The 23,630-nt window shown below is 73.1% G+C and carries 24 protein-coding genes; 5 read left to right on the top strand and 19 right to left on the bottom strand.

Features of this window, described 5'->3' with window-relative positions:
* The 10 genes from MNY62_RS15785 to MNY62_RS15740 all read right to left on the bottom strand — a co-directional run bounded on the left by MNY62_RS15785 (position 1) and on the right by MNY62_RS15740 (position 6,611).
* Positions 1–753, bottom strand: coding sequence for a tetratricopeptide repeat protein (locus MNY62_RS15785; protein WP_242345145.1), 753 nt, complete (start codon positions 751–753; stop codon positions 1–3).
* Positions 753–1,241 carry a hypothetical protein gene (locus MNY62_RS15780; RefSeq protein WP_242345144.1) on the bottom strand — a complete coding sequence of 163 codons (489 nt, stop codon included), beginning with the start codon at positions 1,239–1,241 and terminating at the stop codon, positions 753–755. The genes MNY62_RS15785 and MNY62_RS15780 overlap by 1 nt, the downstream gene beginning before the upstream one ends.
* A gap of 12 nt (positions 1,242–1,253) precedes the next feature.
* Positions 1,254–1,877: a hypothetical protein gene (locus tag MNY62_RS15775; RefSeq protein ID WP_242345143.1), complete on the bottom strand. Its 624-nt coding sequence runs from the start codon at positions 1,875–1,877 to the stop codon at positions 1,254–1,256.
* A gap of 62 nt (positions 1,878–1,939) precedes the next feature.
* Positions 1,940–2,572 carry a radical SAM protein gene (locus tag MNY62_RS15770; protein ID WP_242345142.1) on the bottom strand — a complete coding sequence of 211 codons (633 nt, stop codon included), beginning with the start codon at positions 2,570–2,572 and terminating at the stop codon, positions 1,940–1,942.
* Between the two features lie 48 nt (positions 2,573–2,620).
* A complete protein-coding gene (locus MNY62_RS15765) occupies positions 2,621–3,316 on the bottom strand; it encodes a lytic transglycosylase domain-containing protein (protein ID WP_242345141.1) in 696 nt (231 codons plus the stop codon).
* Positions 3,313–3,654 (bottom strand): phasin family protein, encoded by a 342-nt coding sequence (locus MNY62_RS15760; protein WP_242345140.1) that lies wholly within the window; start codon positions 3,652–3,654, stop codon positions 3,313–3,315. The genes MNY62_RS15765 and MNY62_RS15760 overlap by 4 nt, the downstream gene beginning before the upstream one ends.
* 2 nt (positions 3,655–3,656) lie before the next feature.
* A complete protein-coding gene (locus MNY62_RS15755) occupies positions 3,657–4,121 on the bottom strand; it encodes a hypothetical protein (RefSeq protein WP_242345139.1) in 465 nt (154 codons plus the stop codon).
* A gap of 193 nt (positions 4,122–4,314) precedes the next feature.
* Positions 4,315–5,406 carry a quinone-dependent dihydroorotate dehydrogenase gene (locus MNY62_RS15750; protein ID WP_242345138.1) on the bottom strand — a complete coding sequence of 364 codons (1,092 nt, stop codon included), beginning with the start codon at positions 5,404–5,406 and terminating at the stop codon, positions 4,315–4,317.
* A gap of 69 nt (positions 5,407–5,475) precedes the next feature.
* The gene (rimI, locus tag MNY62_RS15745; RefSeq protein ID WP_242345137.1) at positions 5,476–5,952 is read right to left on the bottom strand and encodes a ribosomal protein S18-alanine N-acetyltransferase; all 477 of its coding nucleotides are present in this window, start codon (positions 5,950–5,952) and stop codon (positions 5,476–5,478) included.
* 2 nt (positions 5,953–5,954) lie between these two features.
* Positions 5,955–6,611 carry a hypothetical protein gene (locus MNY62_RS15740; protein WP_242345136.1) on the bottom strand — a complete coding sequence of 219 codons (657 nt, stop codon included), beginning with the start codon at positions 6,609–6,611 and terminating at the stop codon, positions 5,955–5,957.
* 100 nt (positions 6,612–6,711) lie between these two features.
* Between MNY62_RS15740 and MNY62_RS15735 the strand changes: the two genes are divergently transcribed.
* From MNY62_RS15735 to MNY62_RS15715, 5 genes are all read left to right on the top strand, one after another.
* The gene (locus tag MNY62_RS15735; protein WP_242345135.1) at positions 6,712–7,680 is read left to right on the top strand and encodes a DnaJ C-terminal domain-containing protein; all 969 of its coding nucleotides are present in this window, start codon (positions 6,712–6,714) and stop codon (positions 7,678–7,680) included.
* Between the two features lie 23 nt (positions 7,681–7,703).
* Entirely contained in the window at positions 7,704–8,453 is a 750-nt protein-coding gene (locus tag MNY62_RS15730) for a HEAT repeat domain-containing protein (protein WP_242345134.1), read from the top strand.
* Positions 8,454–8,481: 28 nt separating this feature from the next.
* Positions 8,482–11,070, top strand: a complete 2,589-nt coding sequence (locus MNY62_RS15725) for a 1-acyl-sn-glycerol-3-phosphate acyltransferase (RefSeq protein WP_242345133.1) — start codon at positions 8,482–8,484, stop codon at positions 11,068–11,070.
* 150 nt (positions 11,071–11,220) lie between these two features.
* A complete protein-coding gene (locus MNY62_RS15720; RefSeq protein ID WP_242345132.1) occupies positions 11,221–12,753 on the top strand; it encodes an acetyl-CoA hydrolase/transferase family protein in 1,533 nt (510 codons plus the stop codon).
* A 100-nt stretch (positions 12,754–12,853) separates the two neighbouring features.
* Entirely contained in the window at positions 12,854–13,642 is a 789-nt protein-coding gene (locus MNY62_RS15715; RefSeq protein ID WP_242345131.1) for an inositol monophosphatase family protein, read from the top strand.
* Here the strand turns inward: MNY62_RS15715 and MNY62_RS15710 are convergent.
* The 9 genes from MNY62_RS15710 to uvrC form a co-directional block, all read right to left on the bottom strand.
* Positions 13,545–14,237, bottom strand: a complete 693-nt coding sequence (locus MNY62_RS15710) for a GNAT family N-acetyltransferase (RefSeq protein WP_242345130.1) — start codon at positions 14,235–14,237, stop codon at positions 13,545–13,547. The two genes, MNY62_RS15715 and MNY62_RS15710, sit on opposite strands and share 98 nt — an antisense overlap.
* A 70-nt stretch (positions 14,238–14,307) precedes the next feature.
* The gene (locus MNY62_RS15705; protein ID WP_242345129.1) at positions 14,308–15,807 is read right to left on the bottom strand and encodes an AAA family ATPase; all 1,500 of its coding nucleotides are present in this window, start codon (positions 15,805–15,807) and stop codon (positions 14,308–14,310) included.
* Entirely contained in the window at positions 15,804–17,639 is a 1,836-nt protein-coding gene (locus tag MNY62_RS15700; RefSeq protein WP_242345128.1) for a GspE/PulE family protein, read from the bottom strand. Before MNY62_RS15700 ends, MNY62_RS15705 begins: the two co-directional genes overlap by 4 nt.
* 141 nt (positions 17,640–17,780) lie before the next feature.
* Complete coding sequence (locus tag MNY62_RS15695) at positions 17,781–17,978, bottom strand: FmdB family zinc ribbon protein (RefSeq protein ID WP_242345127.1); 198 nt, start codon at positions 17,976–17,978, stop codon at positions 17,781–17,783.
* A gap of 104 nt (positions 17,979–18,082) precedes the next feature.
* Positions 18,083–18,565, bottom strand: coding sequence for a DUF2721 domain-containing protein (locus MNY62_RS15690; RefSeq protein WP_242345126.1), 483 nt, complete (start codon positions 18,563–18,565; stop codon positions 18,083–18,085).
* Positions 18,566–18,692: 127 nt separating this feature from the next.
* Positions 18,693–19,337 carry an inorganic diphosphatase gene (locus tag MNY62_RS15685; protein ID WP_242345125.1) on the bottom strand — a complete coding sequence of 215 codons (645 nt, stop codon included), beginning with the start codon at positions 19,335–19,337 and terminating at the stop codon, positions 18,693–18,695.
* A gap of 44 nt (positions 19,338–19,381) precedes the next feature.
* The gene (gene epsC, locus MNY62_RS15680) at positions 19,382–20,323 is read right to left on the bottom strand and encodes a serine O-acetyltransferase EpsC (RefSeq protein ID WP_242345124.1); all 942 of its coding nucleotides are present in this window, start codon (positions 20,321–20,323) and stop codon (positions 19,382–19,384) included.
* Positions 20,320–21,249: a cysteine synthase A gene (gene cysK, locus MNY62_RS15675; RefSeq protein WP_242345123.1), complete on the bottom strand. Its 930-nt coding sequence runs from the start codon at positions 21,247–21,249 to the stop codon at positions 20,320–20,322. The genes epsC and cysK overlap by 4 nt, the downstream gene beginning before the upstream one ends.
* An 87-nt stretch (positions 21,250–21,336) precedes the next feature.
* Positions 21,337–23,490: an excinuclease ABC subunit UvrC gene (uvrC, locus tag MNY62_RS15670; RefSeq protein WP_242345122.1), complete on the bottom strand. Its 2,154-nt coding sequence runs from the start codon at positions 23,488–23,490 to the stop codon at positions 21,337–21,339.
* Positions 23,491–23,630: the final 140 nt, after the last annotated feature.

The following is a 23,630-nucleotide window of genomic DNA, read 5'->3' as shown; positions in this document are numbered from 1 at the left end:
TCACTCGCCGAGCAGGGTGAGGCTGCGGCGGCACTCCTCGCCGTCGGCGCTCGCCGGCGCGAGCTCGGTGCAGCGCTCGAACGCCTCGCGTGCGCCGGGGAGATCGCCCGCGCGCATCCGGGCGAGGCCGAGCTGAAGGTGCGCGTCGGGGACCTTCTCGCAGCTCCGCGCGTACGCGCCGAGCTCCTCGATGGCCTCGTTCATCTTCCCCTCCTCGAGGAAGATGCGCCCGAGATCCCGGCGCCCCTTGCAGAACGAGGGCGCGAGCGAGAGGCAGGCGCGCAGCTCGGCGTGCCCCTCGTCGCGGCGCCCCATCCGCCAGAGCGCCTGCCCCTTGTTGCAGCGCGCCACGTACGGCTCGCGGTAGGTCATGTCGCCGAGCGCGACGTCGAACTCGCGCAGCGCCTCGTCGTAGTGGCCGGTCCGCGCGAGGAGCTGGCCGAGGTCGTTGTGCGCCTCCGGGTACTCGGGCCTGAGCTCGAGCGCGCGGCGGTAGGCGCGCTCCGCCTCGTCGAGCCGGCCGAACGCGAAGTCGAGGACGAGCCCGCGGCCGCGGTGGGCCTCCGCGAAGCGTCCGTCGATCGCGAGCGCCGCGTCGTACTCGCGGAGCGCGTCGGGCGCGCGCCCGGCGCGGAACGCCTCCACGGCGAGGTCGTGGTGGATCTCCGCGGTGCGGCGCTGCTTCCCGCTCGGGCGATGCGCGCAGCCGAGCGCGGCCGCGGCGAGGAGGACGAGGGCGATGGATCGGGTCATCAGAAGGAAGCGAGCAGGCGCGCCACCCGGGCGGCGTCGGGCGCGGCGGAGGAAAGACCGGAGGCCCCGGACGACGGCCCGGGCGCGGAGGCCGCGGGAGCGCGCGGCGGCGAGAACAGCGGGACGCGGCGGAGCACCTGCTCCTGCACGTCCGCGGCGAGGTTACGGAAGTTCAGGTTGTCGAGCATGAAGCCCATCGACTCGAGGAACTGCAGCCCCTCGAGCTCGACCGCGCGGTACTCGTCGGCGGTCGTGAGCTGCCGCCGCTCGTGCAGGTAGACGACGTTCTCGCCGGACTTCGGGAGGTGGAGCGCGACGTAGATCGAGAACGAGCCGTTCGGGTTGCGCAGCCCGCAGAGGTGGCCGGAGACCGCCTGGGGGGACTTGCCGGGGATCGACACCTGCGGCTGGTTGATGCTCTCCACCACCGCGACGATCTGGTCGCGCGCCGTCTGGACCCAGCTGAGGCTCGGCTCCGCAGTGAACACGCGGCCTCCCGATCAGCGCGCCACGAGGACGTGCTCCTCGGTGCGGTCCTCGACGTCCGACGCGGTGCGCGTCATCTCGAGGAGCGGGTTGTCGATCATCACGTGGTCGCCGCCGACGTTCCCCTCGCCGATGACCACCTTGAGCGCCACCTCGCGCGAGGACGCGGGCCGCTCTCCCGGGCTCCGTCGCGTGGGCGCGAGCACGACCCGGTTCGCGCCGGGGCGCAGGTACCGCGTGACCTCCATGACCACCTGCGGCTCGCTCGCCTTCACCTCGCGGATCCACTGAGCGTTGATGAAGATCGCGAGGTCGTACTGCGGGCCGGACGGGTCGGCGTGCTCCGCCGCGAGGAAGTAGCGCCGGGTGAGCCGCGCGGGCGCGCCGGCGACGGCGGGGACCTCGGCCGCCGCGGGCGGGCGCGCGGCGGGGACCTCGCCGGCGACGCGGACCGCGTATCCCTTCGCCTCGATGTTCACGTTCCCTTGCGCGTCGATGACGACCGTGGCGTTCTCGAAGCGCTGGTTCGTCACGCCGTCGATCGCGACACCGTTCAGGGTGAGGGACGGTTCGGCGGCGGCAGGCGGCGCCGCCGTCGCGAGCGCGGCCGCGGCGAGCGCGAGGGCGAGGGGACGCATCCGCAGACTTGTTAGCCCCGGCCCGCGGTCCAGGTCAAGAAACGCGGCCGGGCACGGCGCGGTCAGACACCGCGCACATCCGGGCCCCAGATCACCTTGTGGATCTGGAGGGAGAGCCGGGCGTCGAGGCCGTCCTCGAGGATCCAGCGCGCCAGGTCCCGTGGCTCGACCTGGCCCCACGCCGGCGAGAACAGCACCGCCGCCCGCCCCTCGAGCCCGTGCCGGCGAACGACCTCGACCGACCAGCGGTAGTCCGCCTCGGAGCAGACGACGAACTTCACCTCGTCGTGCGCGCGGAGCCGATCGAGGTAGGCGAAGTCCCGCGTCTCCTCACCGGAGCCGGGCGTCTTCACGTCGACGATGCGGATCGCCTCGGGCGGGAGCGCCTCGAGCGGCCGCTGCCCGTGCGTCTCCACGGCGACCTCGTGCCCGCCCGCGACGAGCGCCCGCGCGAGCTCGGGCAGCTCGCGCTGCAGCATCGGCTCGCCGCCGGTCAGGCACACGAAGCGCGTCGGGTGGCGCGCGATCTCGGCGAGGATCTCCTGGCGCGTCATGTCGCGCCCGCCCTGGAACGCGTAGGTGGTGTCGCAGTAGCCGCAGCGCAGATCGCAGCCGGTGAACCGGACGAAGACGCACGGCCGGCCGGCCCGCGTCCCCTCCCCCTGGAGGCTGAAGAAGATCTCGTCGACCCGCATGGCGGGCCATCCTTAACCGGTCCGGGGCGCGGGGTCACGCCCCGCCGGCTACTGGGCGCCCGTCGGGACCCGGGCGATGGCGAGCGGCGCGGCGGACGCGACGGCAGGCCCGCCCACGCTGCGGCGCAGCTTCCGGTGCATCGCCTGGACGCGGCGAGGATAGGCGTGGAACCGCGCCGGGATCTCACCCTCGCGCAGGTAGCCGAGGATCCGGTTCGGCCCGGCGTTGTAGGCCATGAGCGCGACCTCCTCGCGCCCGAACGCGTCGAGCAGCCGGCGGAGGTAGCGCACGCCCGCGACGACGTTGGCGGCCGGGTCGTGCAGGTCGAGGTGCAGGAGCCCGGCGCGCTGGAGCTCGCGGCGCAGCGTGGGCTCGCGGAGCTGCATGAGCCCGCGGGCACCGGCGCCGGAGAGCGCGCGCGGGTCGAACGAAGACTCCACCTCGATGAGCGCCAGGACGAGGAGCGGATCGATGCGCGCCGCCTGGGCCTCCGCCACGATGGTTCGCGCGAGCACGCCGCGGCGGTCCGCGCCGAGGGCCGGCATCTCGGCGCCCAGCTGCCGCTCGATCCCCGTGATCGCGGGCGAGACCACGTCGCAGCCCAGGAGGCACGTCGGGCCACGCTCGGCGGGCAGGAGCTGCCGCGCCCCCTCCTCGAGCTCGCCGGGAAACGCGACCGCCGCGGCCGCCAGGCCGACGGCGATCGCGGCTCCGACGAGCCCGTGGAGGCGCGGCGGGGTCACGGCGCTTCCTTCCCCTTCCCCTTCTCCTGGGCCAGCGCCTCGACGCGCGCGGCGATGGCCGCGAGCCGCTTCTCGAGCGCGTCGAGGTCCTCACGCGCGGGCGCGCGGAACCGGCTCGTCGCCCGGCGGACCGCGTCGTCGAGGGTCTTCTCGATCTCGCGGCGCTGCGAGGTGAGCCGCTCGCCGAACTCGCGCGCGTGGCGCCGGACGTCCTCGGGCGAGAAGCCCGCGGCGTCGGCGATGCGCGCGAGCACCTTCTCGGCCTCCTGCTCGGCGGCGTTGACGCCGGCGAGCGCGTGAGACCAGGCGTCCTTGAAGATCTCCTGCAGGTCCGGCATCCCTACGTCCCCTCCGGCGACTTCGCCCGCTTGACGCGGCGCGCGCCCTTCTTCTCGAACCGCTTCGCGAGCTTCTCGAGCTCGCGGGAGAGCTCCTGGACCTCCTCGTGCGTCGCGACGCCGAGGAACTGCACCGCGCGGCTCTGGAGCTCGAGCATCCGTTCGAGCGCCTCCGAGCGGAACGAGTCCGCCCGGCCGCGCCATTCGGCGGCGCGCTCGGCGCCCTGGTCGCGCAGCTTCTCGAGCCGCTGCTTCACCTCCGGCATCGAGAAGTCCTGGCGCGACAGGCGATGAACGATCTCCTCGATGTCCTTCCGGCCCGCGCGACCCCGGACCACCAGGTCCTTGATGACCCGCTGCGCCTCTTCCTCGATGTGCCCGATGCGCGCCTGCGCCGCGACGAGCGGCTCGCGCAGGAACTCGGGGACCTTCAACTTCCCGTTCACCGTCTTCTGAGCTTCAGCCATGGTCGTCCTCCTGGGCGGTCGATGTGTTCCAGGGGATCTCGCAACCCCCCGCGACAGCCTCCAGGTAACGCGTCGCGTCAGCACACGTCAAACGACCCAGGCGGTGCTCCGGACCGATCGACCCTACATGTGTGGCCCCTCTCCTGCCAGGGGAAATTTCCCCTGGAGGGTCGGCACCACACCTAGGGATGGGTCAGACGCTCGCCCGCTCGGCCGGCCTGTGATCGGCGCCCACGGCCTCCGCGACGGAGCGGAAGCCATCTCGCGCGAGCAGCTTCGCGAGCCCGTCGTTCAGCTGGCGGACGAAGCCGGGCCCCCCGTAGACGAGCCCGGTGTAGACCTGCACCAGCGCCGCCCCGGCGCGGATCTTCGCGTACGCGTCCTCGGCGCTCATCACGCCGCCCGCGCCCACGATGGGCACGCGCCCCGCCGCGCGCGCGTAGCAGCGCCGGACGACGCTCGTCGCGAGCGGCTCGAGCGGTGCGCCGGAGAGCCCGCCCGCCTCGGTGGCGCGCGGGTGGCGCTCCACGCCGGCGCGCGACAGGGTCGTGTTCGTCGCCACGATCCCGGACACGCCCGCCTCGATGGCCACGTCGACCGCCTCGTCGAGCGCGGTGGGCGAGAGATCCGGCGCGAGCTTCACGAGGAGCGGCTTGCCCGGAGCGCGCTCGCGGAGCCGCGCCACGCAGGCGCGCAGGAGCGCGTCGAGCTGCTCGCGCTCCTGGAGCTGCCGGAGGCCCGGCGTGTTCGGCGAGGAGATGTTGACGACGAGGTAGTCGGCGTACGGGTGGAGCCGGTCGATGCAGGCGAGGTAGTCCGCCGCGGCGTCCTCGTTGGGCGTCGTCTTGTTCTTCCCGACGTTCACGCCCACCGGGCCCATCCGCGCGGCGGGGGGCACGCGGGAGAGCCGCTGCGCGCACACCTCCGCGCCCGCGTTGTTGAACCCCATGCGGTTGATGAGCGCGCGGTGCTCGACGAGGCGGAACAGGCGCGGCGGCTCGTTCCCGGGCTGCGGGCGCGGGGTGATGGTCCCGATCTCGACGTGGGAGAACCCGAGCGCGAAGAGCCCCGCGATCGCGGCGTCCCCCTTGTCGAAGCCGGCGGCGAGACCGACGGGGCCGTCGAACTCGAGGCCCAGGCAGGAGACGTGCAGCTCGGGCGGGACCTTCGGCCGGCGCAGGCGCGCGAGCCCCGGCGTCACGCGGTGGAGCGCGGCGTGCGCGAGCCGGTGGGCGCGCTCCGGCTCGAGGTGGAACAGCGTCCAGCGCAGGGCGGGCCAGATCATCCGGGGGGCGAGAGATACTCGATGGCGGGCGAGGATGCGAGCGCCATCCGACGCCGTGGCGCGTCATGATCACAGGTCCAGGATCATCACGATCGCGTCCTCGCCCTCCTCCTGGTAGTAGTTCGGCCGGATCCCGACCTGCCGGTAGCCGAGGGACCGGTAGAGCTCGAGCGCGGGTGCGTTCGAGCGGCGCACCTCGAGCGTCGCGACCACCGCGCCCCGGTCCTTTCCCGCGCCGTGCGCCTCGAGCATGAGGGCACGCCCGACGCCGCGTCTCCGCGCCTCGATCGCCGTCGCGATGTTCAGGACGTGGAGCTCGTCGTGGACGAGCCAGAACACGATGTAGCCGAGGACCCGCTCCGCGCCCGCGTCGCGGTCGACTGCGAGCACGATGTGCGACCACGCGTGGTCGAGCTCTCGCGCGAGCAGCTCGCGCGACCACGGGTTCCGGAACCCGGCCCGCTCGATGTCGACGACGCGATCGAGATCCTCCGGCTGCATCCGCCGGAACTCGAGCCGCTCGGGGGTGTCGACGGGGCGGCGCACGGCTACGGCCCGTCCTTCCGCTCGGGACGGAGGACCCTCACGTCGGCGCGCGCGCGGAGCTCCGCGACGAGCTCGCGAACCTGGGCCCGTGCCCGCTCCTCCTCGAGCTGCGCGCGCGCCGCGTCGCGGGCCGGGCCCGCGGCGCCTCCCGCGCCGTGCTCCGCGAGCCAGCGCTCCACCTCGTCGTCCCCGACGCGTGCGGCCCGACCCACGCGGCTCTGCACGTACCGCTCGACCCTCACCATCCGCGCGAGCGTGGCGGAGAGCTCCTCCTCGGTCAGCTCCGACACGGCGAGGAACCGCGCGTACGCGTCGGAAGGGCCGACCTGTGCGCGGAACCGCGCGAGCGCCGCCGAGACGGCCTCGCGCTCGACCGCGTCCAGCCCGAGGCGCGCCGCCTCGTCGGCGAGGAGCATCTGATCGAGGAGCCAGTCGAGCGCCGCCCGGAGCGCCTCCGCGTCGAGGGGACGGGTGGCGGCGGCCGCGGCGCCACGGGAGACGAGCGCGATGCGCGCCTCCTCGTCGAGCTTCGTCAGCGTGATGACCCGCGGCGGGGCACCGGCCGGGTTCCGCACGACGGCCACGATCTCCTCCACGACGCGGGGGACCGCCGCCGGCGGGGTGGCGGCGAGGAGCGTCGCGGCGACGAGCGAGAGCATGGGCCCCATTGTAGTGCGAGCGCCCGGGGCGGCGCGACGCCGCGGCGCTCTGGAACGCCGGCACATTGACGCCCCCTCCGGACGCGTTACGTTTCCCCGCGTGCCAGAGCGCGACCTCTACGAGATCCTGGGCGTCCCGAGGGGCGCGACCGCCGAGGAGATCAAGAAGGCGTACCGGAAGCTCGCGAAGAAGTACCACCCCGACGTGAACCCCGGGAACAAGGACGCCGAGGAGAAGTTCAAGGAGGTCACCGCCGCCTCCGAGGTGCTCTCCGATCCCAAGCGGCGCAAGCTCTACGACGAGTTCGGCGCGGACGCGCTGCGCACCGGCTTCGACGAGAAGCGGGCCGCGGAGTACCGGCGCTGGAAGCGCGAAGGTGCGCCGCCGGGTGGGATGCCGTTCGACTTCGGCGACTTCAGCACGGTGAACGTCGGCGACTACGGGGCCTTCGACTTCGGGTCCATCTTCGGAGACCTCTTCGGCGGAGCAGGTGGGCCCCGGGCGCACGGACGGGTCCGCCGCGGCCCGGTCGCCTCCGCCGGCGCGACCACCGAGGCGGAGATCGCCATCCCGCTGCGAGACGCCGTGCTCGGAGCGGAGCGCGACCTGCGCATCGAAGGGCGCACGCTCCGGGTGAAGATCCCCGCCGGCGTGACGGATGGGTCGCGGATCCGCCTGGCCGGCCAGGGCAGGCCCGGCGCCCACGGCGGACCGGCGGGAGACCTCTACCTCGAGGTGAAGCTCCAGGAGCACCCGCACGTCCGGCGCGAGGGCAAGGATCTCTACATCGACCTGCCCGTCACCGTGCCCGAGGCGGTGCGCGGAGCCGAGGTGACGCTCCCCACGTTCGAGGGCCCGGTCCGCCTCCGGATCCCGGCCGGCGCGCAGACGGGGACCCAGCTCCGGCTGCGTGGCAAGGGGCTCCCCGACCTGCGCGGCGGCTCGCGCGGCGACCTGTACGCGATGGTCCAGGTGGTCCTCCCTCGAGGCTCGGACGCGCTCCGGAAGGCGGTCGAGCCGCTCGAAGCCCTGTACGAGGAGGATCCGCGGGCGGGGATCTCGTTGTAGAACCACGCCCCAACGGAGGATGGATGGGACTCTTCGATCTGTTCGGCTCGAGGGAGGAGCGGCAGCGCGGCGCGCTGAAGAAGCTCGCGAAGCGCGTGACGGAACGCTACGGGCCGCCCGAGAACCGGCAGAAGGCGATCCAGCAGCTCGGCGACCTGGGCACGCCCGGCGCGCTCTCGACGCTGTGCCTGCGCTTCACGGTGAGGGCGGAGCCGGGCATCACGGACGACGAGGAGAAGGAGACCGCGCTCCGGATCCTCGTCGACGCGAAGGAGGCCGCGGTCGGTCCGCTGGAGGCGTTCGTGCGCGAGCAGGAGAGCGGCGTCGCCTGGGGCCTGCGCGCGCTCGCGGACATCGTGCCCTCGGACCGGCTCGTCGAGATCGTGGTGCGCGAGCTCGCCCGGCTCGGGCGCGAGTACACCCGTGATCCGGAGAAGAAGCTCGTCCTCCTCACCTGGCTCGTCGAGCACCACGCCGGCGCGACGGGCCCCGAGATCGAGGGCGCGCTCCTGCCGCTGCTCGAGGACTTCTCCGACGACGTCCGGATCAGCGCGGCGCGCGCCATCGCCCGCCTCGCGCCGGGCGAGGCGGGCCGCGACGCGCTCATCCAGCTCCTCCTGCGCGATCGCGACAACGCCCGCGTGCGCGGCGAGGTGCTCGAGGCGCTCGCGCACCTCGGCGCCGACGTGAAGGGCCATCGCCCCAGCGTCGAGGCGCTGCTCGTCGAGCCGTTCTTCCTGGACCGCGAAGGACGCGTGAAGAAGCGCGGCTGAGGCTCCCCGCCCGGGTTACACTCGCGCCGTGGACGCACAGGAGTCACCTCCGAACGGGCGGACCCCCGGTGCCTCGCCCGCGCCCGCCTCCCCCACCCCGCCCGCGCCCGAGCCGCACCGCACGTTCCTCTCGCGCTGGTTCGAGCCGGTGCGCGTCTCGCGCGACGCCGGAGCCGAGCTCTCGGCGCTCGCGGCGCGGGGAAGCCTCGTCTTCGTGATGCGGTCGCCGGGGCTGCTCAACTTCCTCTACCTGCGCTGGTTCCTGCGACGGCTCGGGCTGCCGACGCTCCGCGCGGCGCAGGGCTTCCCCGGCTTCTTCGGCTGGATCGCGCGCGTGCGGCGGAGCCGGCGGGCGTTCGAGGACGCCCTCGCGACGGGCGACGCGAGCCTCCTGTTCCTCGGCCGGCCCACCGAGAAGGATCCCTTCGCGGCGCTGGTGCGGATCCAGCGAGACCTCTTCCAGCCGGTCTTCCTCGTCCCGGTCCTGCTCGTCTGGAGCCGCCGCGCGCAGAAGCTGAAGCCGTCCTTCTGGGACGTCCTCTACGGCTCGCCGGAGGCGCCGAGCGCGTTCGCGAACGCCGTCGGCTTCCTGCGGAACTTCCGGCACGCGCTGTTCGACGTGGGCCGGCCGCTCGACCTGCAGGCGCACCTGCGCGAGCGCCCAGACGAGCCGGACGCGCTCGCCGCCCGCAAGATCCGCGGCGCCCTGCACCAGCACCTCGCGCGCGTGTTCCGCACCGCGGTGGGGCCGCCGCTCAAGGCGCCGTCCCGCGTGCGCGAGAAGGTGCTGCGGGATCGCACGCTGCGCGCCGCCATCGAGGCGGTGGCGGCCGACACCGGCCGCCCGGCGGCCGCGCTCGCGGCCGAGGCGGCGAAGGACCTGAAGGAGATCGCGAGCCGCTACGACCCGACGTTCGTCGGCCTCCTGCGCGGGCTCCTCGCGTGGATGTTCGGCCGGCTCTATCGCAGCGTCGAGGTGGACGAGGCGGGGCTCGCGCGCCTGAAGCGCGCCGCGGCCGACGCGCCCGTGGTGCTGTGCCCGAGCCACAAGAGCCACATCGACTACCTCGTCGTGTCGTGGCTCCTGTACGAGCACGGCATGACGCCGCCGCACGTCGCGGCCGGCATGAACCTCTCCTTCTGGCCGTTCGGGCCGATCGCGAGGCGCGGCGGCGCGTTCTTCATCCGGCGCAAGGTGAAGGGCGATCGCATCTACACCGCGGTCCTGCGCGCCTACGTGAAGCACCTGCTGCGCGATCGGTTCCCGCAGGAGTTCTACGTCGAGGGCGGCCGGAGCCGCACGGGGAAGCTGCTCGCCCCGAAGAGCGGGCTCGTCTCGATGGAGGTCGACGCCTGGCTCGACGGCGCGGCCGACGACGTCCTCTTCGTCCCGATCGCGATCGACTACGAGAAGCTCATCGAGGCCTCGAGCTACGTGCGCGAGCTCTCCGGGGCAGAGAAGGAAAAGGAGAGCCTCCGCGGCCTGCTCGGGGCGGCGACCGTGCTCTTCCGCCGTTACGAGCGGCTGTACGTGCAGTTCGAGGAGCCGATCTCGCTGCGCGCCATCGCGTCGGAGCGGCTCGGCGAGGGCGCCGCCGCGCTCGCCGTGGACGACGCCTGGGGCGGCGAGGGCGAGCGGATCGCGCGCGGCGCTCCCGCCGAAGGGAAACGCGCCCTCGTCCAGGCGCTGACGAACCGGATCGCCTACGCGATCAGCCGTGCGGTCACGATCACGCCGGTGGGCCTCGTCGCGGCCACCCTCCTCTCCCACGGCCGCCGCGGCATGACCGCCGCCGAGTTCGCGCGCCGCATCGATCTCCTCCGCTACATGGCGGCAGAGGGCGGCGCGCGCTTCGGCCGCGATCTCGCGGGGGCGCCGTCGGATCCGCGACAGCCGGGGCCCATCGCCGACGCGGTGCGCCGGCTCGCGCTCGGCGGGACCGTGCGCGTCGAGGTCGCCGCCGGTGACACCATCTACCTCGTCCCCGACGAGAAGCGGCCGGTGCTCGACTACCACCGGAACGCCGTCATCCACCGCTTCGTGGCGCCGGCGCTCGTCGCCGCCGCGCTCCGCGCCGACGGGGGCGAGGTCCCGCTCCTGGTCCTGCGCCAGCGCGCCCTGTGGCTCTCCCGCCTCTTCAAGCTCGAGTTCATGTACCGGGGCGGCACGGCGCCCGAGGAGATCCTCCAGCAGAACCTCGCGTTCCTCGTCCGCATCGGGGCGGCGACGCGGGACGGCGACCGCGTGCGGCCGGGCCCGGAGCCGGATCTTCTCGCGTTCCTCGCGGAGCTCCTGCGGGCCTACCTGGAGGCCTACCGCCTGGCGGCGACGACGGCGCTCTCCGTCCTGTCCCCGGAAGCCGGCGGGCCGGCGCCCGCGGCGACGGACCGGCGCGCGCTCGTCCGCGAGGCGCTCGAGCGCGGTCGCGCGGCCTTTCTTTCCGGGGAGATCCAGCTGCGCGAGTCCCTGTCGAAGGCCACGCTCGAGAACGCGTTCGAGTGGCTCGCGACGCAGGGCGTCATCGCCGAGGACGGGGGCAAGCTTCGCCTCGCAGACGCGGACGGTGCGTCGTTGCGAGCGATCGTGGACGGGATAACTCGGCATTCTGCCGCGTGATTTGGGCAGGGGTCTCTTCCCAGCCTACATCCAGCGCGGTAACCTTCGCCTCCACCCGCGCAGCTCTAACCCGCGCAGCTCTGCCGCAGCACCCGGAGTCGTACCGAGCCTCGTCCTGCGTGACGGACGATACCCAGGAGGCTGATCGAAATGTCGGACCGCATCCAGCACAAAGGCCTGAAGGCGAAGGTGATGTCCGCCGAGGCCGCCGCAGGCATGATCCCGAACGGCGCCGTCATCGGCGCGAGCGGCTTCACGGGCGCCGGATACCCGAAGGCCGTTCCGATCGCGCTCGCGAAGCGCGCCGTCGACGAGCGCCTCAAGGGGAAGCCGTTCAAGGTGAGCATGCTCACCGGCGCCTCCACGGGCCCGGAGCTCGACCAGGTCATGGGCCTCACGGAGGCGATCAGCTTCCGGTTCCCGTACAACGGCGACGCCGTGCTCCGAGAGAAGTTCAACTCGGGCGTCATCGAGTACCAGGACATGCACCTCAGCCACGCCGGGTCGCTCGTCCGGTACGGCTACTACGGTCGCCCGGACAACAAGATCGACTTCGCCATCATCGAGGTCACCAAGATCCGCGAGGACGGCTCGATCGTCTTCTCGTCCTCGGTCGGCGCGAACACCGCGTACCTCGAGGTGGCCGAGAAGATCATCCTCGAGGTGAGCGAGTGGCAGGACGAGCGGCTCGAGGGGATGCACGACGTCCTCTCCGTCCCCGGCAAGCACGGTGACCGCGTTCCGATCCCGGTCCTCAAGGCGGACGATCGCGTCGGCTCGCCGTACTACAACCTCGACGTCTCCAAGGTGGCGGCGGTCGTCCTCTCGAGCTACCCGGACCGCAACGCGCCCTTCAAGGCGCCCGAGGCCGACCACAAGCGGATCGCCCAGCACATCCTCGACTTCCTCGACGGCGAGGTGAAGGGCGGCCGGCTCCCGAAGAGCCTCACGCCGCTGCAGTCGGGCGTCGGCAACATCGCGAACGCGGTTCTCGTCGGCCTGAACGAGGGCCACTTCGAGAACATGACGAGCTACACCGAGGTCATCCAGGACGGCATGCTCGACCTGCTCGACTCGGGCAAGCTCCGCATCGCCTCGGCGACGGCGTTCTCGGTGTCTCCGGCCGGCCAGGAGCGGTTCAACAAGAACATCGACCGCTACCGCAAGCAGATCATCCTCCGCCCGCAGGACGTCTCGAACCACCCGGAGGTCATCCGGCGCCTCGGCTGCATCGCGATGAACGGGTTCGTCGAGGCCGACATCTACGGCCACGTGAACTCGACGCACATCGTGGGCAAGGGCATCGAGAACGGCATCGGCGGCTCGGCCGACTTCGCCCGCAACTCGGCGTACACGATCTTCATGTCGCCGTCGGTGGCGAAGGGCGGGAAGATCTCGGCGATCGTGCCGTTCGCGTCGCACATCGATCACACCGAGCACGACGTGAGCGGCATCGTGACCGAGTACGGCTTCGCCGACCTGCGCGGGAAGAGCCCGAAGCAGAAGGCGAAGGAGATCATCGAGAAGTGCGCCCACCCGGAGTTCCGTCCGATCCTGTGGGACTACTACAACCGGTCGATGAAGAACCCGAGCGCCGGCCTCCACTCGCCGCACATGCTCGACGAGGCGTTCTCGTTCCACACCCGGTACCTCAAGACCGGCGACATGCGCCCGAAGAAGTAACGGCGCGCGCCACCCCGTCTTGCTGACGAGCGGCGGTCCCCCGGGACCGCCGCTCTCTTTTTTGCCGCCCGCGGCGCCGGGGGCGCCTAATCTCCCGCCCATGCCCGAGCTCGATCTGGACCATGCGATGGCGACCGCGCGGCGCGCGGTGGAGGCCGCGACCGCCGCGAGCCTCGCCCACTTCCGGCGCGGCGTCCGCGTCGAGGTGAAGCCCGACCGCACGCCCGTGACCGCCGCCGACCGCGAGTCCGAGGCCGCGATCCTCGCCGTCGTCCGCGCCGCCTTCCCCGACCACGGCTTCCTCGGCGAGGAGACCGGCGCGCACGCGGGCGCCGCGGCGACTCGCTGGATCGTGGACCCGATCGACGGGACGAAGGGCTTCACGCGCGGGCGGGGCTTCTGGGGACCGCTCGTGGCGCTCGAGCACGACGGCGCGATCGTCGCGGGCGCGATGGCCCTCCCCGCCCTCGGCGAGACCTACTGGGCCGCGCGCGGGAAGGGGGCCTGGCTCCGGACGGGCGAGGGGGCACCGGCGCGGCTCCAGGTCTCGAGGATCGGCGCATGGGAGGACTCCACCCTGTCGCTCGGCGAGCCGCACGTGCTCTTCCGCCCGCCGATGCTGGAGCGGGTCGCGGCGCTCGCGACGAGCGCGCAGTGCGCGCGCTGCTACGGCGACCTCGCCGGCGCCGCGCTGGTCCTGCAGGGCAAGGCCGAGGCCTGGGTCGAGGCGGGCGTGCAGATCTGGGATCTCGGGCCGCTGCCCGTGCTCGTCGAGGAGGCCGGCGGCAGGTTCACCGACCTCGACGGCCGCCCGACGGTCGCGTCGGGGAGCTGCGTCGCGTCGAACGGGCTCGTGCACGACCACGTGTTGCGGGCGCTCCGGGGCTGACGGCGCCGAGCTCGCGCCGCATGACTGGGCGCGTCGGGCTGCGGCGCGCCACCTCCTCGAACCCGAGCGCCTCGAAGGTGGAGGCCGCGCCGGTGTAGAGCAAGGCGTCGCCGAGCCGCGCGGTCGTGGCCACGGGGTACGCCTCGAGCGCGGGCGCGCCCTGCGCGCGGGCGTGGGCGGCCGCCGCCTCGACGAGCGCGCGGGTCACGCCGCGGCCACGGTGGGAGCGCGCCACGAAGAAGCAGGTGATCGACCAGACCGGGCGCGCGTCCACCGGCGCGAGGTTCCGCGAGCGCGCGAGCCGAGGGTAGGCCGAGCGCGGCTCCACGGCCACCCAGCCGACGGGGGCGTCGCCGTCGTAGGCGAGGAGCCCGGCGAGCTTGCCTGCCGCGACGTACGCCTCGAGCGCGCGGCGGTTCCCCTCCCCCTTCCCGGCCTGCCACTCGGCGCGCGGCACCCGCCACCACATGCACCAGCACCCGGCGCAGGCGCCGCGCGGGCCGAAGAGCCGCTCGAGGTCGGCGAAGCGCGCCGGCGTGAGCGGATGGACCTCGAGCTCCGGAGGTGACGGCCGCGTGGCGCGGGCGCGGGGCATCCGGACTCTGTAGCGAGCCGGGCGCCCGACCGCCCGGGATTCCGGAAGGAACCCAGGGTGACGGAGGCGGCTACTGCGCTCGGCGGAAGAGATCCACGACCGCGCCGGCGCGCCCTGCCACCCGCGCGCGACCGCGCGCCCACTCGCGCAGGCCCTTGATCTGCTCCTCGTAGGTGCGGAAGAGCGGCACGAGATCCTGGGCGACGCGCCGGAGGTCGCCCGTATCGACGTCGCGGCCGAGCGCGTATGCACGGTGAAGTGCGCCCACGACGACCTGCTCGAGCTCGGCGCCCGAGTACTCCGCGCAGAGCTCCGCGATCGCGGCCACGTCGATCGTCTCGGTGTCGCGACCGCGGCGGCGGAGGTGCAGCCCGAGGATCTCCCGGCGCGCCTCGAGGTCGGGCAGATCGACGAAGAACAGCTCGTCGAACCGGCCTCGCCGGAGGAGCTCGGGCGGGAGCCGAGACACGTCGTTCGCGGTCGCCACCACGAACACCGGCCCGCGGCGCTCCTGCAGCCAGGTGGAGAACGCGCCGAGGAGCCGCGCCGCGCGGGGCTCGCCACCGTCGCCCGGGGCGCTGCCGGCGAAGCCCTTCTCGATCTCGTCGACCCAGAGCGCCACCGGCGCGAGCGCCTCGGCAGCCTCCAGCGCGGCCGAGAGCCGCTCCTCGGCGGCGCTCGCCCCGAGGACCCGCGGCAGGTCGAGCCGGAGGATCGGCACGCCGAGCCGCGCCGCGGCCGCCTTCGCGGCGAGCGACTTCCCGCAGCCCTGCACGCCCACGAGCAGGACGCCGCGCGGCGGCGGCAGGCCGAAGCGGGACGCGTCGGGATCGAACGCGAGCGCGCGCTCCTCCATCCAGGCCTTGAAGCCGGGGAGCCCGCCCAGATCGTCCGGTCCCTCCGCGCTCTCGACGAGCTCGAGGCCGAGGTCGCGCGCGAGGAGGCGCTTCTTCTCGGCGGCGATGATCGCCTGGCCGGCGGCGCCGAGCGACGGGTCGCGGCGAAGCGCGCGGGTGAAGGCGCGGCGCGCCTGACCCTCGGACAGGCCCCGCGCCGCGACGAGCGCGCGGTGGCGGACCTCCGGCGCGAGCGCGGGCGCCGGGGCCGGGTGCGCGAGGCCGGCCCGCACCGCCTCGAGCAGCGCGGCGAGCTCGCCGTCCTCCGGGAGCGGCAGCCGGAGCACGGCGACGTCGGCGGCGAGACCGTCCGGGACGGCGAGGCGCGGCGCCACGATGGCGAGGCACCGCCCCTCCGCGGCGAGCCGCGGGAGCAGATCGCGGACCCGGCGGACCGTGAGCGGATCGCGCAGGGCCTCGTGGAAGTCGAGCGCCACGACGATCACCGGCGCGGGGGCGCGCGCGAGCGCGTCGAGCAGCGCGGCGGGATCCTTCGCGGCGGGCGCGAGGCCCTCCAGCCCGCGGGGGGCGGACCAGACGGCAGCCCGCGCCCCGAACCCGGCCGCGGCGGCCTCGCACACCGCGATGGCCCGCTCCTCCTCGGCCGTCACGACGTAGAGGAGCGGCGTCCCCGCCGACCAGAGCTCCGCGATCTCCTGCGCGATGGCGCTCACGCGCTGGCCTCCACGTCGGCGGTCGCGCGGAACGCTTCCTCGAAGGACGTCACGCCGGCCGCGATCTTGCGCACCGCGTGCCCGCGGAGTGATTCGAGCCCGTCCTGCCGCGCGGTCCGCGCGAGCACCTCGGGCATCGCCCCCTCGGCGATCAGGTGGCGAAGCCGCGGGTTCACCGGCAGCACCTCGAAGATGCCGGTCCGGCCGTAGTACCCGGTGTAGCGGCACTTCGTGCAGCCCTGCCCGCGGCGGGCGAGGAGCTGACCCGCGTGATCCTCGGGGTGAGGAACCCCGAGCGCGTGGATCTCGTCGGCGGTGAGCGGCACGTCGCTCGCGCAGGAGGGGCAGACCTGCCTGACGAGCCGCTGGGCCACGACGCCCGTGAGCGTCGCGGCGACGAGGAAGCTCGGCACGCCGAGGTCGCGGAGGCGGGCGATCGCGCTCACGGTGTCGTTCGTGTGGAGCGTCGTGAGCACCATGTGACCGGTGAGCGCCGCCTGGACGGCCTGGGTGGCCGTCTCGCCGTCGCGGATCTCCCCGACCATGATGACGTCCGGGTCCTGGCGCAGCACGTGCCGGAGCGCCTCGGCGAAGCCGGTGCCGGTCTTCGTGTTCGCCGCGATCTGGTTGAACTCGTCGTGCACCATCTCGATGGGATCCTCGATGGTGACGACGTTCACCTCGGGCGAGGCGAGCGCCTGGAGGGCGGAGTAGAGCGTCGTCGTCTTGCCGCTGCCGGTCGGGCCCGTCACGACCACGAGCCCGTGCGGCCGCACGAGCCACCGCTCGAGCTGGTCGCGCTCCCCGGGCAGGAACCCGAGCTCGGAGAGATCGCGCACGAGCACCGTCGGGTCGAGCACGCGGATCACGACCTTGTCGCCGAAGGTCGTCGGGATGGTGGAGACGCGCAGCTCCATCTCGGCGTCGCCGCGCGCGGTGCGGATGCGCCCGTCCTGCGGCCGCTTCAGCGAGATGTCGAGGCGGCTCATGATCTTGAAGCGGTTCGCGATGGCCCCGTGGACCGCCTTCGGGATGCGGTGGATCGGGTGGAGGATCCCGTCGATCCGCATCCGGATGATGGACTCCTCGCGCCGGGGCTCGAGGTGGATGTCGCTCGCACGCTGCTCGAACGCGTAGTGGAGCAGGTACTCGACCGCGGCGATCACCGGCTCCGAGGACGCCTCGAGCGCCTCGATGCCGGAGAGGTTCACGAACTGCTCGAGGTTCGCGACGTCCGGCCCGGAGGCCCCCTGCTCGAGCTGGGTGTGCGCCTCCGAGATCTGCTGGCGGAAGCCGTACACCTCGGCGATGGCGCGGTGGATGTCGGAGGGCGACGAGAGGACCGGATCGATCTCCGCGCCGGTGAGGCCGCGCAGGTTCTCGAACAGCTCGCGATCGAACGGGTTCGCCGCCGCGACGACGAGCTTGCCGTTGCGGCGCTCGATCGGCAGCACCGCGTGGCGCCGCGCGAACGGGCGCGACAGCGTGCGCGTGATGAGCTGCGCGTCCAGCTTCAGCGGGTCGATCTTGCGGTAGGGCACCCCGACCGCCTGCGCGACGGCCTGGGTGGCCTTGTCCTCGTCGACGAGCTCCGCGTCGCGGCGCGCGTCGGGGAACTCGAACGAGGCCAGCACCTCGATGGGCGAGAGCTCCGCCCGGCGAAGCCCGCGGCCGCCGGCGCGCGAGGCGTGCTCGCGGAGCAGGCGGGCGCGCTGCACGTTCTCGCGCGCGAAGGCCGTGCGCCTGGCGTCGTCGGAGAGGATCCCCTCGCGGGCGAGGAGATCGGCCACGAACTCGAGGGTGTAGTCGGTCGCGCGGTAGGTCCTGGACATCGGCGCGCGCGAGTGTACCGCGGGGTCCCTGGCGCCAGAAGTTCCCGGGATCTCCGCCGCTGTAGGTGTTCGGCGCCGCGCCTGCTCCGCGCGGCCCGGCGCCGTCGAGGTGAGCCGCCCGACCGGCGGCGCTTAGATGCTTCAGCCCACCGGGCCGCACGCGGGAGGCGCGCCGCCGCCCGAGCCGCCCACGCGGGCGGCCGCCGGGCGCGACATCTGCCGCGCCACCTCGCGACCCCCGCAGGCGGGGCACTTCACCTCAGCCTCGTCCGACTTGCGGACGATGAGCTCCTCGAACTTCTTCTCGCAGGCGGCGCAGGCGTACTCGTAGATCGGCATCGTTCGCGTGGACCTCGGGCCTCCGGGCCCATTCTCGCGTGAGAGCCCGCCGCGGCTGAAGGGATTCGTGGACAGGCGAGCGAAGCGAGCCCGCCGAGGCCACCTCAATGGGCCCGCACGCCGGCCGGCTCGCGCACGGGGGCCTCGCCGCCGCGCCCGAGGATGTCCGCGGCCTCGGCGCGCACCGTCCGCCGCGCGAGCGTGATCGACGCCATCACGTAGATCGCCATGCCGGCGAGCAGCAGCACCCCCACGCCGAACGTCACGACCGGGACGGCCGCGCTCAGCGACACGAACGCCTGCGCGAGCCAGAGGAGCGAGGTGACCACGAACGCGAAGAGCGCGGCGTAGTCGAGGAGGATGGCGCGCGAGTAGAGCCGGTGCCGGAGCTCCATCACCCGCACCTGCCGCGCCACGACGGCACGCCGCGAGGGCGCGTCCTCGTCGCGGAACTCGCGGGCGAGGTCTCGCAGGCGTCCCGACATGCGGGCGACCTGGTTGTCGAGGCCGAGGGCGATGAGGCCGCAGGCGGAGACCATGACCGCCGGCGTGACCGCTGCCGCGATGTGCTCGAGCGCGTGCTCCATCGGCGGAGAACATAACCACACGCGCACGGGCGCGCCCGATCGAGCGGGCGCCTTCCCCGCGCGCCCCGCCGAACCCCGGCCAGCGAGCGAGCGGGACGGCGAGCGCCGCCGCCGCTCGCGGCGAGGCTCAGCGGCGGCGGGCCTTGGTCGACGCCGCCGCCTTGCGCGCCGAGGGCTTCGCCCGGCGCGACCGCCGCGCCTTCGGCGCCGCGACCGGCGCGAGGGGCGCCTCCATGAGCCGGTCCTTCTCCTGGTCGTAGAGCCGGATGGCGTCGCGCAGCACCTGCAGGCCCTCGGAGCGGCCCTGCGGCTCGGAGACGAGGACCTTCTTGTTCTCGAGGGCCTTGTAGTCCTCGAAGAAGCGCTTCAGCTCGCGCAGCTTGTGGGAGGGGATCTCGGAGATGTCCGTGTAGTCCGAGTAGGTCGGATCGTCCGCGTGCACGGCGATGAGCTTGTCGTCCTCGCCCTTGTCGTCCCGCATCTTCATGACGCCGATGACCTTGGCGCGCATGATGGCGAGCGGGACGATCGCCTCCTGGCACAGCACGAGGACGTCGAGGGGATCCCCGTCGTCGCAGTACGTGCGCGGCACGAACCCGTAGTTCGCCGGATAGTGAACCGAGGAGAAGAGGATCCGGTCGACGAGGAGCAGACCCGACTTCTTGTCGAGCTCGTACTTCACCTTCGAGCCGGTGGCGATCTCGATGATCGCAGGGATCGGCTCCTCGATGAAGCGAGGCAGCTCGACGTCGTGCCAGGGGTGGTAGGCCAAGGACGCGTCTTCCTTTCGGTGCGGCGAGCCGGTCGCGCGCGGGCTCAGATCCCGCCGCCGTGCGAGTAGCGCTGCTCCCGGACCTCGGCCTGGGTGATGCGGCTCCCCGGCGGCACGCCGTTGGTGAGCCAGACGTTGCCGCCGATCGAGGAGCCCTTCCCGATCACGATCCGGCCGAGGATGGTGGCGCCGGCGTATATCACCACGTCGTCCTCGACGATCGGGTGCCGATCGATCCCCTTGATCGGGGTCCCCTTCTCGTCGAGCGGGAAGCTCTTCGCGCCGAGGGTCACGCCCTGGTACAGGCGGACGCGATCGCCGATCCGCGAGGTCTCGCCCACCACGACCCCCGTGCCGTGATCGATGAAGAAGCGCTCGCCGATCGACGCGCCCGGGTGGATGTCGATCCCGGTGAGGGTGTGCGCGTGCTCGGTGATGATGCGCGGGATGAGCGGCACCCCGAGGACGTGCAGCTCGTGGGCGATGCGCTGGTTCGTGATGGCGAAGATGCCGGGGTAAGCGAAGATCGCCTCGTCGCGCGTCTTCAGCGCGGGATCGCCCTCGTAGGCCGCCTCGACGTCGGACGCGACGAGCCGGCGGAGCTCCGGGACGCGCCCGAGGAACGAGCGCGTGACGGTGCGCGCGGTGTCCGCGCAGTGATCGCACGTCTCGAGCTCGTGACGTTCCGTGAAGGCGAGCCCCCGCCGGACCTGCTCCTCGAGCGAGCGGAGGGCCCGGGCCAGCGTCGCTCCGACGAAGTAGTGCAGGCTCTCCCCGTGGACGTCGTTCGTCCCGAAGTAGCCCGGGAACAGGACCCCGCGCAGGTCCTCGACGAAGCCGATCACGGCCTCGCGCGACGGCAGGGTCACCTTGCCGCCGGGCGGGAACGCCGTCGCGAGCGTCGCCTCGCGGCAGAGCCGGTCGACCACCGGCGCGAGCGCCACCGTGTCGACGGCCGGCGCCCTCGCCTGCTTGGAATCGCTCACTTCGCCTCCTCGAAGAGCCACGTGGACAGGTACCGCTCCCCGGTGTCGGGGAGCACCGCGACCACGAGCTTACCCTCGTTCTCCGGCCGCCGGGCGATCTCCCGCGCCGCCCAGACGACGCCGCCGTCCGAGATGCTCGACAGGATCCCCTCCTCCTTGCAGAGCCGCCGCGCCATCTCCCCCGCGTCCTCGTGACGCACCGTGACGATCTCGTCGAGGACCTTGGGGTCCAGCACCTTGGGCACGAACCCGGGCCCCCAGCCCTGGATCTTGTGCGGCCCCGGCTTGCCGCCGGAGAGGACGGGCGAGTCCGCCGGCTCGGCCGCGACGATCCGCAGGGACGCCTTGCGCGGCTTCAGCACCTGCGCGCAGCCGGTCACGGTGCCGCCCGTGCCGGTCGCGCAGACGAGGATGTCCACCTTGCCGTCCGTGTCGCGCCAGATCTCCTCGGCGGTGGTCCGGCGGTGGATGTCCGGGTTCGCCGGGTTCTCGAACTGCTGCAGGATGAGGTAGCGCGGGTCCTTCGCGGCCATCTCCTCAGCGCGCTTGATGGCGCCCTTCATCCCCTCCGCGCCGGGCGTGAGCACGAGCTCCGCGCCGAAGGCGGCGAGCAGCTTGCGCCGCTCCACGCTCATCGTGTCCGGCATGGTGAGCGCGAGCTTGTAGCCCTTCGCCGCCGCGGCGAACGCGAGGCCGATGCCGGTGTTGCCGCTCGTCGGCTCGAGCAGGATCGTGTCCGCCTTGATCTTCCCGTCGCGCTCGGCGGCCTCGATCATCGAGACGCCGATCCGATCCTTCACGCTGCCCGCCGGGTTCCACATCTCGAGCTTCGCCGCGACGGTCGCCTTCGCGCCGTCGAGCACGCGATTGAGCCGCACCAGCGGCGTGTTGCCGATGAGCTTCGTGATGTCTTCGGCGATGCGCATGGGACCTCCGTGAGAAACGGGACCAGTTCCGTCCTCCATAAGGGCCGCTTCCGTCGCGGGCAACGCTCGACCGGCAGGCGCCCCGCGTCACTCGGTCAGCGACGGAGCGTGCGCGTCCTCGATCGGCTCCACGGCGTCCCCGGCCGCGGCCTCCTCGGCCAGCGCCGCGTCGATGTCCGCCTCGGTCACGCCCTCGGCGAGCGGCTCCGCGGGGGCGGCGGCCGCGGGGGGCGCGTCAGCGGCCGGCTCGGGCGCGGGGACCGCCGATGCAGCCGCGGCGTGGAAGAACTCGTGGACGGCCCGGGCCTGCTTCGGGCCGAACCCGTCCACCTCGGCGATCTCCGCGAGCGCCGCCTCCTTCACGCGCTTCAGCGACCCGAAGTGCCGCAGCAGCGCCCGCTTGCGCCCCTCCCCGATGCCCGGGATCTCCTCGAGCACGCTCTGGAAGTTACGCTCGCGCCGGAGCTTGCGGTGGAAGGTGATCGCGAAGCGATGCGCCTCGTCGCGGAGGCGGGCGAGGAGGAAGAGCTCCGCCGAGTTCTGGCGCAGCACGACGGGATCCTTGCGCGCAGGCAGGAACACGCGCTCGGGGCTCCGCGCCAGCTCGGACACGAATCCCCGCTCCTGCGCCTCCGCCGCGTCCGCCAGCGCCGCCGCGCCGCGCCCGCCCCGGCCGCGCCGGGCGATGACGCGCGTCGTGCCGAGGGCCGGCCCGTCCAGGAGCCGGCTCTTGGCGAGGCCGACGAGCTCGATGAAGGGCGCGCCCTCGTTGCCCGGCGACGGCTTCGTCGGGACGCCCAGGTCCTTCGCCGCCGCGAGCGCGGCGTTGAGCTGCCCCTTGCCGCCGTCGATGACGAGCAGGTCCGGGAAGGCGCCCTCCCCGATCCCGCGCTTCAGCCGCCGCGACACGACCTCGTACAGCATCGCGAAGTCGTCCTGGCCGGCGACCCCCTTCACCTTGTAGCGGCGGTAGTTCGCCTTGTCGGGCTCCCCGTCCTTGAAAGAGACGCCCGAGCCGACCGCGAGCGCGCCCTGGAAGGTGGAGATGTCGTAGCACTCCATCCAGCGCGGCGGCCTGGCGAGGTGGAGCGCGCGCGTGAGCGCCGCGAGCGCCTGCTCGCGACGCTCGTCCTTCTCGTGCCAGCTCTTGAACCCCTGCTCCGCGTTGCGCGCCGCCACCTCGAGCAGATCCGCCTTGGCGCCACGCTGCGGGGTGAGGAGCCGCACGCGCCGGCCGCGCCGCTCGGTGAGCACCTCCGCGAGCGCGTCGGCCTCGACGGGCTCGACCGGCACGAGGATCTCCTCGGGCGCCGGGTTCTGCTCGTAGTACAGGGAGAGGAACGACGAGAGCGTCTCCTCGTCCGGGAACTCCTGCTCGCGGAACGGGTAGCTGCGCGAGTCCTGCAGCTTCCCGCCGCGCATGGCGAGGACCTGCACCACGAGGTCCGGCCCCTCCCGGTAGAGCCCGACCACGTCCCGATCGGCCCGATCGGCCATGAGCACCCGCTGCTTCTCGAGGCTGCGCTCCACCGCCTGGAGCTGATCGCGGAGCCGCGCCGCGTCCTCGAAGCGGAGCGCGCCCGCCGCCTCGTCCATGCGCCCGCGGAGCCGCTCGACGAGCTCGGTCTCGCGCCCCTCGAGGAACTCGATCGCGTCCTCGACGGACTGCCGGTACTCGGCCTCGGTCACGTCGTACACGCAGGGCGCCGGGCAGCGCTTGATCTGGTAGAGGATGCAGGGCCGCTTCCGGTGATCGAACACGTGATCGGTGCAGGTCCGGAGCTGGAAGTGCCGGTTCACGACCCGGAGCGTCTCCCGGATCGAGCTCGCGGACGAGTACGGCCCGAAGTAGCGCGCGCCGGCGCGGCGCGGCTCGCGCGCGCGCCGCACCTCGAGGCGCGGGAACGGGTGACGCTCGTCGAGGCGCAGGACGATGAAGTCCTTGTCGTCCCGCAGCCGGATGTTGAAGCGCGGCTTGTGCCGCTTGATGAGCTCGTTCTCGAGGAGGACCGCCTCCTTCTCCGAGCGCGTGACGATGACCTCGAGGTCGCCGAGGAGATCGTCGAGCAACGCGACGAAGGCGCGGTCGTCGCCGCGCGAGGCGTCGAAGTACGAGCGGACGCGCGAGCGGAGGCTCGACGCCTTCCCCACGTAGACCACCTCGCCGCGGCGGTCCTTCATGAGGTAGCAGCCCGGCTCGGCTGGCAGCTCGTCGAGCTTCTTTCGGAGGTTCGCGTCCATCCCGAGGTAGAGGGATTACCCGGAAACGGGGCGCGGATCACCTGCCGGATCGCCGGCGGGCGTGAGGCGGCCGCCGGCCGTGGCGAGCCGAGGGCCGGGGTCGCGTGGCTCCGGAGCCGAGCAGGCGTCCATCCGGACGC

This window comes from Anaeromyxobacter terrae (assembly GCF_022690685.1).
GTDB classification, from domain to species: Bacteria; Myxococcota; Myxococcia; order Myxococcales; family Anaeromyxobacteraceae; genus Anaeromyxobacter; species Anaeromyxobacter terrae.
This window is presented reverse-complemented; position numbering and strand designations above follow the sequence as displayed.